Origin of the sequence: Plantibacter sp. LMC-P-059a (genome assembly GCF_030209505.1) — a bacterium.
Classification (GTDB): Bacteria; Actinomycetota; Actinomycetes; order Actinomycetales; family Microbacteriaceae; genus Plantibacter.
Map to the genome: position 1 here is coordinate 95,082 of NZ_JARVRZ010000001.1, position 12,072 is coordinate 107,153.

General features: G+C 69.6%; 15 protein-coding genes. 6 read left to right on the forward strand and 9 right to left on the reverse strand.

What is annotated here, in order from left to right; translation table 11 throughout:
- Positions 1 to 35: 35 nt before the first annotated feature.
- A complete protein-coding gene (locus tag QRN27_RS00430) occupies positions 36 to 953 on the forward strand; it encodes a hypothetical protein (protein WP_285040242.1) in 918 nt (305 codons plus the stop codon).
- Here the strand turns inward: QRN27_RS00430 and QRN27_RS00435 are convergent.
- On the reverse strand, positions 934 to 1,671 hold the full coding sequence (locus tag QRN27_RS00435) for a hypothetical protein (RefSeq protein ID WP_285040243.1): 738 nt from the start codon (positions 1,669 to 1,671) through the stop codon (positions 934 to 936). The genes QRN27_RS00430 and QRN27_RS00435 overlap by 20 nt on opposite strands.
- A 28-nt stretch (positions 1,672 to 1,699) precedes the next feature.
- The gene (locus QRN27_RS00440) at positions 1,700 to 2,053 is read right to left on the reverse strand and encodes a hypothetical protein (RefSeq protein ID WP_285040244.1); all 354 of its coding nucleotides are present in this window, start codon (positions 2,051 to 2,053) and stop codon (positions 1,700 to 1,702) included.
- A 259-nt stretch (positions 2,054 to 2,312) separates the two neighbouring features.
- Here QRN27_RS00440 and QRN27_RS00445 point away from each other — a divergent pair, with 259 nt between their 5' ends.
- Positions 2,313 to 2,585, forward strand: a complete 273-nt coding sequence (locus tag QRN27_RS00445; RefSeq protein ID WP_285040245.1) for a hypothetical protein — start codon at positions 2,313 to 2,315, stop codon at positions 2,583 to 2,585.
- A 49-nt stretch (positions 2,586 to 2,634) separates the two neighbouring features.
- Here the strand turns inward: QRN27_RS00445 and QRN27_RS00450 are convergent, their stop codons facing one another.
- Complete coding sequence (locus QRN27_RS00450; protein WP_285040246.1) at positions 2,635 to 3,210, reverse strand: hypothetical protein; 576 nt, start codon at positions 3,208 to 3,210, stop codon at positions 2,635 to 2,637.
- A gap of 103 nt (positions 3,211 to 3,313) precedes the next feature.
- Between QRN27_RS00450 and QRN27_RS00455 the strand changes: the two genes are divergently transcribed.
- On the forward strand, positions 3,314 to 3,883 hold the full coding sequence (locus tag QRN27_RS00455) for a hypothetical protein (protein WP_285040247.1): 570 nt from the start codon (positions 3,314 to 3,316) through the stop codon (positions 3,881 to 3,883).
- Between the two features lie 32 nt (positions 3,884 to 3,915).
- On the opposite strand, the gene QRN27_RS00460 is transcribed toward QRN27_RS00455, so the two are convergent.
- Positions 3,916 to 4,578 (reverse strand): FMN-dependent NADH-azoreductase, encoded by a 663-nt coding sequence (locus QRN27_RS00460; protein WP_285040249.1) that lies wholly within the window; start codon positions 4,576 to 4,578, stop codon positions 3,916 to 3,918.
- Positions 4,579 to 4,721: 143 nt separating this feature from the next.
- Here QRN27_RS00460 and QRN27_RS00465 point away from each other — a divergent pair, with 143 nt between their 5' ends.
- From QRN27_RS00465 to QRN27_RS00475, 3 genes are read left to right on the forward strand one after another with little or no spacing between them, the layout of a single operon-like run.
- Positions 4,722 to 5,096, forward strand: coding sequence for a winged helix-turn-helix transcriptional regulator (locus tag QRN27_RS00465; protein WP_285040250.1), 375 nt, complete (start codon positions 4,722 to 4,724; stop codon positions 5,094 to 5,096).
- Between the two features lie 60 nt (positions 5,097 to 5,156).
- Positions 5,157 to 5,576 carry a hypothetical protein gene (locus QRN27_RS00470; RefSeq protein WP_285040252.1) on the forward strand — a complete coding sequence of 140 codons (420 nt, stop codon included), beginning with the start codon at positions 5,157 to 5,159 and terminating at the stop codon, positions 5,574 to 5,576.
- Between the two features lie 47 nt (positions 5,577 to 5,623).
- A complete protein-coding gene (locus tag QRN27_RS00475) occupies positions 5,624 to 6,382 on the forward strand; it encodes a GntR family transcriptional regulator (protein ID WP_285040725.1) in 759 nt (252 codons plus the stop codon).
- Here QRN27_RS00475 and QRN27_RS00480 read toward each other — a convergent pair.
- From QRN27_RS00480 to phnC, 5 genes are read right to left on the reverse strand one after another with little or no spacing between them, the layout of a single operon-like run.
- Positions 6,379 to 7,560: a zinc-binding dehydrogenase gene (locus QRN27_RS00480; protein WP_285040254.1), complete on the reverse strand. Its 1,182-nt coding sequence runs from the start codon at positions 7,558 to 7,560 to the stop codon at positions 6,379 to 6,381. The genes QRN27_RS00475 and QRN27_RS00480 overlap by 4 nt on opposite strands.
- A complete protein-coding gene (locus QRN27_RS00485; protein ID WP_285040256.1) occupies positions 7,557 to 8,279 on the reverse strand; it encodes a phosphonatase-like hydrolase in 723 nt (240 codons plus the stop codon). Before QRN27_RS00485 ends, QRN27_RS00480 begins: the two co-directional genes overlap by 4 nt.
- Entirely contained in the window at positions 8,276 to 9,469 is a 1,194-nt protein-coding gene (locus tag QRN27_RS00490) for a TIGR03364 family FAD-dependent oxidoreductase (protein ID WP_285040257.1), read from the reverse strand. Before QRN27_RS00490 ends, QRN27_RS00485 begins: the two co-directional genes overlap by 4 nt.
- A complete protein-coding gene (locus QRN27_RS00495) occupies positions 9,466 to 11,223 on the reverse strand; it encodes a PhnE/PtxC family ABC transporter permease (RefSeq protein ID WP_285040259.1) in 1,758 nt (585 codons plus the stop codon). The genes QRN27_RS00490 and QRN27_RS00495 overlap by 4 nt, the downstream gene beginning before the upstream one ends.
- Positions 11,220 to 12,056 (reverse strand): phosphonate ABC transporter ATP-binding protein, encoded by an 837-nt coding sequence (gene phnC, locus QRN27_RS00500; protein ID WP_285040261.1) that lies wholly within the window; start codon positions 12,054 to 12,056, stop codon positions 11,220 to 11,222. The genes QRN27_RS00495 and phnC overlap by 4 nt, the downstream gene beginning before the upstream one ends.
- Positions 12,057 to 12,072: the final 16 nt, after the last annotated feature.

A 12,072-nucleotide genomic window follows, 5' to 3' on the forward strand; every position in this document is an offset into this window, starting at 1 on the left:
GGTCCAAGCCTGTGCTGCCATCGTCGGCGCCGTTCGTGTCCGCAATCTCACGTCGGCACGCCGAGCAGTGGTGTGAGATGTTCTTCCAACCGGCCGTTCGCGCACCCCGACCCAAGCCCCCGCGCACCCGACGCGGCAGAGCCGGTCGCATCACCGCGCTCGTCCTCCTCGTCGCCATGGTCTGCCTTGCAGCACTGATCCTGTACTCCTGCTCGACGATGAGGATCGCTTCCTGGCGGGTGACGCCGGCCCTCCAGGAAGTCGTCGGCGACCACGGCACCGTCTCGGCGTACGCGCAGGAATTCAACTTCAGCTCCGGCTCGAGCTGCACCCTGTCGGTGGACCTCGACGAGGACATCACGGTCGCTCAGACGGCGACGGTCCTGCAGTCACTCACCCCCACCGACCGCTTCGCGCCCTGCGACATCAGCACCGTCCAGACGGCCACCCGTTCGACAGTGTTCGCCGAGAACTGGAACACCATCTCAGACGATGGCTGGGCGTCGGTCGCCGAACACCTGACCGAACCGGGGCCGATCACGTTGTACTTATCCACCGACGCCCCCGCCCATCTGGACGCTTCCGAGCGGGGACGATACACCGACTTCATCGATCTCCTCCGCCAGCACACGACCGGCGACCGCCTCGAGGACTCCCTCGGTCCCGTCCGGTGGACCTTGGACTGGGACAGCGGCGTCGGTGCTTTCAAGGCAGTGCGCATCACCACCGACGAGACGCCGCCCGCTGCGCTCGCTGATTTCCTCGACGCGCTCACGATCGCGTTTCAGGGATCAACGGGCCTGGACAGCATCATCTACACCGTCACCGACGGCGAAGCCACCGTGAACGCGAACCTCAGCAAGACCGACGACCAGGTCATCAACACGATCCAGTCGGCGTTCGCGGCCTCAGGACTGAGCGGCACCCTCGCGATCAACCTGCCGACCGAGTAGCTGGGCCGTGACCGGTGAAGTACCGATCGAGGGCATCGGCGTACCGGGAGGCGACCACCTCAGCCGTCTGCTCAGGAGTCGGTCTCACGATGGATCGGCCCGACGCGTCGAGTGCACGCCGCTCTGCCTCGACGGCATCGATCGTCCCGAGATCGGCGTTGGCGAACCAGTCGCACACGGCTGATCCGTACCTCGTCTGCTGCTGGGAACCGGCCTTGCGATACTCACGCTGCTCCCAGGTGAACAGCGAGATCAACGACCAGGGGGTGAAGCCGGGCACATTCTGCTCGCCGTCGCCGTTCGAAGACCGAGCCCAGGCGGCGACCGCGACACCGAGCCAGACATCCCGGTCGCTCCGGATCAAGCGCGCCGAGGTCATCCCGCGCTCAGCATCGAACAACACCTGCGTCCCGTCACGCTCGAGGAGCAACCCCGCGCACGCCATCTGCACCGGGCCCCAGGCCTCGATCACGGCGAACCCCGCTGCGAGCAGTTCTCGGGCGAGGGGCTGCAGCTCGGCCTCGATGGTCGGGATGACCAGTTCGGGGTCGTTGTGGTGGGGCGCCGGGCCCACCGGCTCGGGGAATCCGGTCGGAGCGGCCCGAGGAAGCGTCACCCTCGTGCCTCCGCTACCGGCCCGCGTGGAAGATGCTGCCGACAGGCCGACCCAGGCGGCGATCCGTTGGCCCAGGCTCAGCGGACGGTTCGTCTCGTTCATCGATGACCTCTCAGACCTCGGCCGACGTTCACGGGCGCATCGGTCGAAGTCGATCGTCACTCACGGGGAAGGCGACGTCGTAGAACAGCTGCGTCGCGCGCATGTCGCCCCAGTCGTCCTTCTTCACGCGGATCCCGGTCGGTGAGACCTCCGCTATACGGACCCGCAACCATGATCCGTCGTCCAGCCGGAGCTCATGAGGCTCGGCGAGATAACTCAACCCGATCTCGTCGAGCGTCTCCTCGGCCTCCATCCAGTCCACCGCCCCGGTTCTCCGGCGCCCCAAGAGGTCGATCACGATGAACCCTTCACCGTCGGGCAGCATCCAGCCCAACCGTTCGCCGTCGCCCGAGCGTCGATGTTCGATCCAGTCCGCTTCCATGAGCCGAGGGTAACGCGGCGACTCGAAGGCTCACCTGACGACGTTCCGGTCTGCCGGGACGTGAGAGGCGTCGACCGGCTCGGGATCCGCTTCGATCACCGTTGCCCTCCGCGCGGAGTGCCACGACCCGCTGAGAGTGTCGAACGCTGACGGATCCGGGGTAGCGATCTAGCCTGGTGGCATCACCGGGACGCCTCCGTCTTCACCGGGCCGTTTCCCGGCCCGGCCCTCCCGTGACGCCCCGACGACAGGACCGACGATGACCGACGACGCCACCATCGACCGTCTCACCGCAGTGGGTACCCGGTACTTCGGGCAGCTCACCCCGGATGCCGCACTGCGCCCGATCCCGCTCGACGACGATGCCGGGGTGTGCGTCGTGCACACCGTCCGCGGCGGCGGCATGATCTACGTCGCGCCGGATGAGAGCGTGCTCTTCGTGGGTTCATCGATGGACTTCGGCGCGGGCCTCACGGAGTTCCTCGCCGGCAGCCGCACGCCACCGGAGCGGTTCGTCCGCCCGCCGTCCTGAGTCGCCCAGCCTCGGAGCTCTGGAGTGCCGTGGAGCGGTGGGCTCTCCCCTATCGCCGGGACGAGGAAGCTCGACGTGACCGTGTCCCGACGCCGGCTCGCTGGAGCGCCCGTGCGATCATCCCCGAGACCACGGCGGCGACGACCTCACCGACGATGCGTCCGAGGAGCGTCCCCAGGATGATCGGTGCGGTGAGGTGCTCCGGCGAGAAGACCGCGAGCGAGACGCCGAACAGCGCAGCACCGAGGATGACCGCGGCGAGCAGGTATCTGGCCTGCACCGTCCGCGGACCCCGGTCTCCGTGGTCCACCTTCCAGACGACGAGGTCGATGACGATACCGGTGAGGAGGAACGGCACCAGGATGATGACGCCCGAGGGGCTGGTCGCCGCGATGAGGAGTCCTGCGATGCCCGCGGTGATCGTCGCGCTGCCGACGGCACCCGTGTACCGGCGAGCCACGAACGGGAGCACACCGTGGACGCCCGCGCCGAGCGCGTACAACGGCGGGGACGTCGGTGCCAACACCGCCAGGAACGTCCCCGTCGCGAGGTGGAGCAACAGGTGCACGGCGGCGAACGCAGCGCAGACGAGCAGCACCCTCGTGGACAGGCCGAGCTGCTTCACCGTGTTCTCCAATCAGATGGTCCCGCCACCGGCTCGTCCCGGTTCTCCCAGCATGCGGTACTGGCTCTGAACCCCTGTCCGACACGCGCGACATACTGTCCTCATGACTGGTGCACCGACCGCTTTCCCACCCCTCGTCGTCGGCTCCGACCCGGTTCGCACCGAGCGGGCGACCCGCCCCGCGTTCGTGATGGCTCTCGTGTGCGCCGGCCTGATACCGATCATGGGCGCGCTGCTGGCCGCCCTCACTGCCTCGTCCGGCGGGTTCGCGCTGGGTGCGCTGTCCGCGCTGCTGTTCGGCGTCATCTCGTGGTTCATGCTGTTCCTCGCACTGCAGCTGGCGACCGTGCGGGGTGCACAGTCCGTGAGGCGCACGGTGATGACCCTCGACGCGGCAGGCCTCAGCGGCAGCATCCAGCAGGGCGAGGTCTTCCTCCCCTGGGGTGCGGTCGAGCGCGTCTCGATCCGCTCGCGCGGCCGGTGGCGAATCCTCACCTTCCACCTCCTGCCCGGCCTGACGGTGCAGTCCCCCGGCGTCACCACCACCCTCTCGCAGTCGGCCTTCGCGCGACTCGCCAAGCTGGGCTTCCAGGTCGGCGAGGTGGCGATCGACACGCCTCTCGACACGCTCCTCGCCGCGTCCGGCGCGTTCACCGGTGGCCGCCTGCGCTGAACGGCGCTCGAACGATCCCGACCGGTCGCAGGTCAGCGGGTCGCGGCTTCGAGCTGGCGCTCGGCGAGTTCACGGCCGGCGCGATGGGCACGCTGTTCTGCATTGGCCTTGAGGTCCGCGGCCAGGTCGGTGAAGGCGTCCAGGGCTGGGTTGACTCCGACGAGGGTGAACTCTCGGGTCACGACCTCCAGGTCGATCTGCCACACGTCTTCGAGAATGCGGCGCATCCAGGCGGTCGCATGGTCCCAGCCTTCCTTCGGCGTGCCCGGCGAGTAGTTCCCGCCCTGCACGGTCACCAGCACGCCGGGCTTGCCTGCCGTCGCCGGGGTGAGTCCGGGCGACATGCGCGGATCTGCGATGACGAGGTCGGCGTAGATCTTGAAATGCTGCGAAGCCCCGAAATTGTAGAGCGGCACGGCGAACAGGTATGCGTCGGCCTCGGCGAGCTCGTCGACCAGCGTGGTGACCAGACCGTGGGCGCTTCGCTGTTCGGGCGTGCGATCGTCTTCCGGGGTCGCGCCCGCAGCCAGGGCGTGTGCCCAGGCATCGCTGGGCAGTGGGGTGGTGCCGATGTCGCGGCGGACCACCCGAGCATCGCTCGTCGTGTCGAGCCACTGGGCTTCGGCGATGTCCGCGAGGGCGCGGCTGGTGGAGCCGTCATGGCGGATGGATGCGTCGATGCGAAGCAGGGACATAGGGGTCAACTCCTGGTGTCGGTGGTGTGTTCATGGACTGCGCGTTCGGCCGGCGAGCCGTGGGACGCCGAACGGGCATGCATCCAGCATCGAGGTACGCGACGTCCTCGACAAACAACGCGTAAGCGGCTTACGTTAGGTACGTGCCTCCAGACAAGACCCTCCCATCGCGACGCCCGCTGCGCATCGACGACGAGGAATGCCGTCGTCTCGCCGGTGTCATGGAGATCGTCGGCAAGCGCTGGTCGAGCGGGATCCTCCTCGCCCTGGGCATGGGTGCCGAGCGATTCACCGAGATCGAACGCCGCGTCGACGGGCTCTCCGGACGCATGCTCAGCGTCAGGCTCCGTGATCTCGAGTCGGCCGGTCTCCTCGAACGACTCGTCGAGCCGACGACGCCGGTGAGCATCCGCTACCGGCTCTCCGAACGCGGCATGGAGCTCATCCGGTCGTTGCAGCCGATGGCGCGGTACGCGCGCCGTTGGGAACCGCCGTTGCAAGAGGAATCCGCTTCGTAGCCTCCGCTGCGACGGATGGTGTTCGACTTGCCGTGACCGCCGACTCAGTACGATGAGCGCATGCCCGCTCTCCCCGCACCAGCACGAGCGCTCAGGGTGTTCCAGATCCTGTGGGTGATCGGCTTCCTCGTCGGGACGACCACGCACACGGCGGATCTGATCTTCGGCGGACTGGACGTCTACGGCGGCTTCCCTGCCGGTGTCCGGCTGTTCTGGGTGTCGCTCACGATCCTCGATCCACTGACCGTGGTGCTGATCATCCTGCGCCGGCGCTCCGGCATCGTGCTCGGGAGCGCCGTGATCATCGCCGACATCGCGGTCAACTGGACCGTCTTTTTGACCATCGGCGGGCTCTCGGTCTTCGGAATCGCCAACCAGAGCCTGTTCGCGGTGATCATCGCCGTCACGGCTCGTCCGCTCTGGATCTGGTTCGGACGATCATCCACACGAAGACGCGGCGACGTGGACGGCACGGCCTGACCACCCTGCACCTCGAAGGCGGCAACTAGTATGCCTATGTGTCCGCCATGCTGTACGTCCAGATAGCCGATGACCTCCGTCGCAAGATCGTGAGCGGCGAGCTGTCGCCGGGCGACGACGTGCCGAGCGAGGGCGAGCTGGCCGAGTTGTGGCGGAGTTCCCGCGGGCCGATCCGGAACGCCTTGGCGGCGCTGCGCAACGAGGGCCTCATCGAGACCCGGCGCGGCAGGCCAGCCCGGGTCGCGGAGCGGAAGGCACAGCAGGCCGCCGACGTGTCCATTCCGTTCACCCGCTGGGCGGAGTCGATGGGCACGACACCGGGCGCGCTCACCCAGGAAGTGTCGTTGCGTCGCGCCGACGAGGAGAAGGCTGCCGCCCTCGGCATCGCGGTCGGCGACCCGATCGTCGAGGTCGTCCGGCTGCGCCTGCTCGACGGGCGCCCCACCATGCTCGAGCGACTCACCTTCATCGAGGAGGTCGGCCGGGCGCTGTTCGACGTCGACCTCGACACGGTCTCGATCACCGAGTATCTGAACGGGCGGGGCTACGGCTACCAGGACGTCGACCACGAGATCGACGCCGTGGCGGCCGACGAGCTCGACAGCCGGCTGCTCGACGTCGAGCCGGGCACCCCGATCCTCCGCCTCCACCGGGTCACGAGGGGACCGGACGGCCGCATCTTCGAGGCCTCCGACGACCGATATCGCAGCGACATCATCCGGTTCACCGTCTCAGCGTCGGGCCGGGCGCGTGAGGGCGGACACTTCATCCGGGCGATCGGCGCGATCGGCGCCGAACCAACCTAGGCCCGGGGCGTCCCGGCCCTGACGGTCGCACTGGCGGGCGCAAGCGGGGCTAGGCCAGGGGCCACGCCGATGCGCACGGCACGTCCACCCATGGCGGCCTCGAGACCGTCGTCGAGGTCACCGAGCGCCACCGTCGCCCCGACGAGTTCCGCGAACGGGTGGGCATCATGGCGTTCGGCGAGATAGCGGACGGCACGCTCCAGGTGGGCCGGTGCGTAGTTGTGCACGCCCCTGATGGTGACGAGCCGTCGCACGATACTCTCCGGGTCGACGGGAACCAGTTCGCTGGGCGACACGCTGCCGACCAGCACCACCACGCCACCGACACCCAACACCTCGATCGACGCCGCGACGGCGAGCGGGGACCCGGACGCCTCGATCGCGACCAGGGGCCGAGCACCGACGAGGTCCAGTGCGGCGGCGAGCGATCCTGCTTCGGCCGGGTCGACCGTGGCCACGGCCCCGAACCGGCTCGCCAACCGGCGACGCCGCTTGGCGGGGTCCACGACGATGACCCTCGCTCCCGCGTCGCTCGCCATCGCGCAGGCGGTGAGACCGATCAGCCCGGCACCGTGCACGATCACGACCACGCCGTCCAGCGCGACGATGGCCGAGGCGGCGTCGAGGGCGGCGACCGCCGTGGCGGTGCCGCACGAGACGGGTGCGAGCACCTCGGCGGGGAGATCGCCGTCGGGTACCGGCACGATCGCGGTGCCGCGTTTCAAGTGCACGTGCGATGCGAATCCCCCGCTGAGCTCCCAACCGGTCTCGAGCCGCTCGTGGCCGTATTTGCGCACGGTCTGGCACTTCTGCGGGAGCCCGCGAACGCAGGTGGAGCAGTCTCCGCATCCGACGGTGAGCGCCCACACCACGCGCTGCCCCACCCGCAGCAGTTCTCCGGAGGAGGTGACGGCACCGTCGCCGACGGCCTGGACGTGGCCGACCTGCTCGTGGCCGAGCACCAGCGGCGTGGGCGCATCGCGGTGCCCCAGCACGGTGTGCACGTCGGAGCCGCAGATGGTCGCCAGCTCGATCGCGACGAGGGCTTCACCGGGTGCCAGCGAGACCGACGGCACCGCGATGCGCTCGTGACGCCGCCCTGGCTGCACCCACACCATCGCGGTCGGTGCCGGGTCGAGTTCGATCCGCACCGTCGTCGCCTCCTGTGTGAGCGTCACCGCGCGGCCAGTTGCGGAAGGGCGGTCAGCTCCCGGACGCTGTCCAGCACCACATCGGCCCCGGCCTCGGTCAGCTGGTCCCTGGTGTGCGCACCGGTGGTGACGCCCACGACGAGCCCGGCACCCGCGTTCCGACCGGAGCGCATGTCGCTGGTGGTGTCACCGACCACGATCACGGAGCCCACCGAGGTCGCTCCGGTGGCGATGAGTGCGGCGAGCACGAGGTCGGGCGCCGGGCGGCCTCTGCCGGCGTCGGCGGGCGAGAGGGCGACGTCGACCTCCCAGCCGAGGCGCGCGAGCACGGCGTCGCGGGTGGCGGGCGAGAACCCGGTCGTCAGTGCGACCTTGAGCCCCGACGCGCGGAGTCCGGCGATCACATCGGACGCGCCGGGGATCGGGTCGACCCCGACCTCGTCGATGAGTTCGGCGTAGGCGGCTTCGAAGGCCTCGTTGCCGGCCTGAGCGGCGTCCTCGTCCCCGCCGGTGAGGTGGCGGAAGACCTCGATCTTCGACTGCCCCATCGTGTCGCGGACGTATTGCAGCGACTCGTCGAGCGGGCGCCGGGTGTCGAGACCGGTGCGGCGTGCGGCACGCTCGAAGGCGCGCTCGACGATGCCGTCGTCGACGACGGTGGTGCCGGCCATGTCGAGCACGACGAGTTCGACGGGGACGCCCGTGGGGCTGTCGGGGATCGTGGTGGTCGTGGTCGTGATGGTCATGGTCTCGTGCTTTCTGTCAGCGGACGGGAGTGAGTGTCGAGATGGCCGCCGACGACGTGTTCGGCGAGCCCGAGGCCGGTCGTCATGCCGATGCCGGTCGTCACGACGGTGACCAGCACGCCCGGCTCGACCTCCTCGATGAGGAACTCCTCGGGCCCGGTGGCGTAGACACCCTGCCACCGTTCGACCACGGCCGGGTCGCGGTCGAAGAGCGTCCGGAACTCCGCGAGGAACGCCTCCGGGGCGGCCTCCGGCTGGAACGGCGGGATGGTCTCCCCCTTCCAGTGACTGTCGCCCACGATGAGCGACCCGTCGGGCCGTTGCGTGTACATCTGGTTCAGGTCGAGGGCGGCCAGCTCGGGCCGCTCCCTCGTGAGGCGGTCGCGCACAGCGGCGGAGCCCGGGAGCCCGGCGAACGCGCTGTACCGGATGAGCGACCAACCGGTCAGCAGGGGACCACCCAACGGACGCGGGAGGTCGGCGGTCACCCGCAGCATGTCCAGGCCACACCGGATGACGCCGCGCCGTTCGGCGAGCTCGGGATAGAGCTGGTCGATGTCGTGGTTGACGGCGACGACCACGAGGCCTGCGTCGACCGGGCCGCGGCTGGTGTCGACGCGTCCGCCGGCGATCCGCCCGGCTGCGGTGCGCATCCGGAAGACGACCCCGCGCGCGACCAGATGGTCGCGGATGGCGTCGGCGGCGAACCGGGGGTCGACCTGCAGGTCGCGGGGCAGCCTCGCGCCGCCGACCGCAGTTCCGGCGGGCAACGCGGCCAGTGCCTCGATCTCGGAAGCGGTGAGCAGCTCGACCTCGGGCACCTCACCGTCGTGCTGGGGTCGTCGTCGCTCAGCCAGGTCGCGGAGCAGCGCGAGTTCGTCCTCGCGGCGGGCGACGACGAGGGTTCCGGCCTGGTCGATCCAGAAGCCGGCGTCGCGGGCCAGCCGCAGCCAGAGCTTCCGCGACGTCGCGGCGTAGTCCCGGGCGACGCCCGACTGCGGGGTGAAGCAGAGGTGACCGAAGTTCCGGATGCTCGCCCCCGCGATCTCGGACGCGCGGTCGACCACCAGCACGGAGCGGCCGCGGTCGACGGCCGCGAGGGCCGCGCCCAGCCCCACGATGCCCGCACCCACGACGACGACGTCGAAGCGTTCCGGAGCTGCGGAGACTCCCCCCGCGGCGCCGCTCATCGGAACACCCGTCGCATCCAGATGGCAATGCCCTCGACGACGAGCACCGTGACGAGGATCATCAGCACGATAGCGGTGACGACTCCGTAGTTCGAGCCCTGGCTGGCGTTGAGGAGGTAGTAGCCGACTCCCCCGGCGCCGACGATGCCCAGCAGGGTCGCCGCGCGGATGTTGGTGTCGAGCATGTAGAAGGTGTGACCGATCAGGGCGCGGACACCCTGTGGGACGGTGGCGCCGGCGTAGACCTGGAGCCGGGACGCACCGGCGGCGGTGAGTGCCCGTTCGGGGCCGGCCTTGACCTCCTCGAAGGAGTCCGCGATGAGCTTGCCGAGCAGTCCGACGCCACCGATCGCGAGGGCGATGGTGCCGGCCTGGGTGCCGAGCCCGGAGATGACGATGAGCACGATGGCGAGGATGATCTCGGGGATGCCGCGGACGGCGACGAGCAGGAACCGCATCCCGCCGCGCACCCCCCGGCTCGGTGCGACGTTCCTCGCCGCGAGCGACCCGACCACGATCGAGACCACGAGCGTCAGGAGGGTGGCGGCGAGGGCGATGGCGATCGTCTCGACCATCGCGTCGGTCATGGTCGACAGCTCGTAGCTGCCGAACGACGGCGGCCAGAACTGCACCGCGACGGCCGGGACCTTCGCCCACACGGTGAGGAGGTCGCGCCACTGGATGTCGCAGATCAGGACACTGCCGACCACCACGGCGACGGCGAGCCAGCCCCAGGTGGTGTTCCGCACGCGAGTCGCCGTCCAGGGACGCCGCAGTGCGTCGTCGGCCGTCGCGACGGGTGCCCAACCGCGTGAGGCGCCCGGCCGAGAGGCGTCGCGGCCACGGCGGATGCCGCGCAGCACCCGGTCGCCGAGGCCCCGGCCGGTGGGCGCGATGCCGAGCATGGCGGCGCGCACCGCGCTCGAGACGATCTCCATTACGACGCAGAGCACGAAGATGACGACGGCGTACCCGAGGCCCAGGCCGTAGTCGAGGGACTTGAAGGCGAACGACATCTGCATGCCGAGCCCGACGACGCCGACGTAGCCGAGGATCACCGAGCCGCGCAGGTTGATGTCGTTGCGATGGAGCACGGTGGCCACCCACGAGGGCATGACCTGGGGCAGCACCCCGGCGGTGAACTCCTGCATCCGGCTGCCGCCGGCGGCGCGGATGGCGAGGCGGGGACCTTCGTCGATCTGCTCGATCGCATCGGCGAACATCTTCGAGATCATGCCGATGGAGTGGATGCCGATGGCCAGGATCCCGGGCAGCGTCCCGAGCGAGAAGACCAGCACGAAGACCATGGCGAACACGACGTCCGGGATCGCCCGGGTCAGCACGCCGAAGAATCGGGCGAACGCACGCCACCCGGTGCCGGGGGTGGTGTTGGACGCGGCCAGGTAGGCGATCGGCACCGAGATGACCGCGGCGAGGAGGGTGCCGCAGATCACGAGCCCGAGCGTCAAGCCGGTGAGGTACAGCAACTCGCCTGGGTCGGGGAAGGAGATGGCGCCGACCCGGCCGAAGAACCGTTCGGCGTTCGACCAGCTCTGGGCCATCCGGGCCGGATCGATCCCGATGCTGTTCAGCGCCACGATCGACGCGGCCAGCAGAGCGAGCAGCGTCAGGACGGCGGCGATGCGCTCGGGCGAGACGGCGCGGCGTGGGGCGCGGCCGACCGGATCCCCCGTACCCGTTGCGGTCCGGAGACCCGTCCGAATGCCGGGGCGAGTGCGCGTGTCAGCGCTCATCGCGGGGTCTCGCTGACGGCGTCGACGAGGAGCTCGGTCTCGATGGCGTGCAGCTCGCTGGTGGTGGTGGCGACTCGACCGTAGATCTCCATCACCTGGGCCTTGCTGAGTCCCTCGGTCGGCGTGTCGAGTACGACGCTGCCGTGACGGAGACCGACGATGCGATCGGCCCAGCTGAGCGCCAGATCGACCTGATGCAGACTGCACACCACGGTCAGGCCGCGGTCGACGGCGATCTCACGGATAAGCGCCATCACCTGGTCGCTCGACTCGGGGTCGAGTGAGGCGACCGGTTCGTCGGCGAGGAGGATCTCCGGGTCCTGCATCAGGGCGCGCGCGATGGCGACACGCTGCTGCTGGCCGCCGGAGAGGGTGTCGGCCCGCTGGTAGGCGCGGTCGAGCAGGCCCACGCGGTCGAGGTGCCCGAGCGCGGCGAGCTTGCCGGCACGGCCGTACGACCAGAGTCCGAGGCGCGGACCGCGGACGGTGGCGAGCGACCCGGTGAGCACGTTCTCGAGCACGGTGAGCGAGGGGACGAGTTCGAACTGCTGGAAGATGAAGCCGACTCGGCTGCGCAGGGTGCGGAGTCGTCGGCCGGTGAGGTCAGGCACCAGCTGGCCCAGCACCTCGACGGTGCCGGCGCTCGGTTGCTCGAGCCCGTCGAGGTGGCGGAGCAGGGTCGACTTGCCCGACCCGGAGAGTCCCAGGAGGACGACGATCTCGCCTCGTTGCACCTCGAGCGATGCGCCGTCGAGTGCGAGGGTCGCGCCGAAACGCTTCGTGACGTCGGACAGTCGCACCACGGTCTCGGTCGCTGTGGCGGGATTCGTCATGGGAGTCTCCGGATCG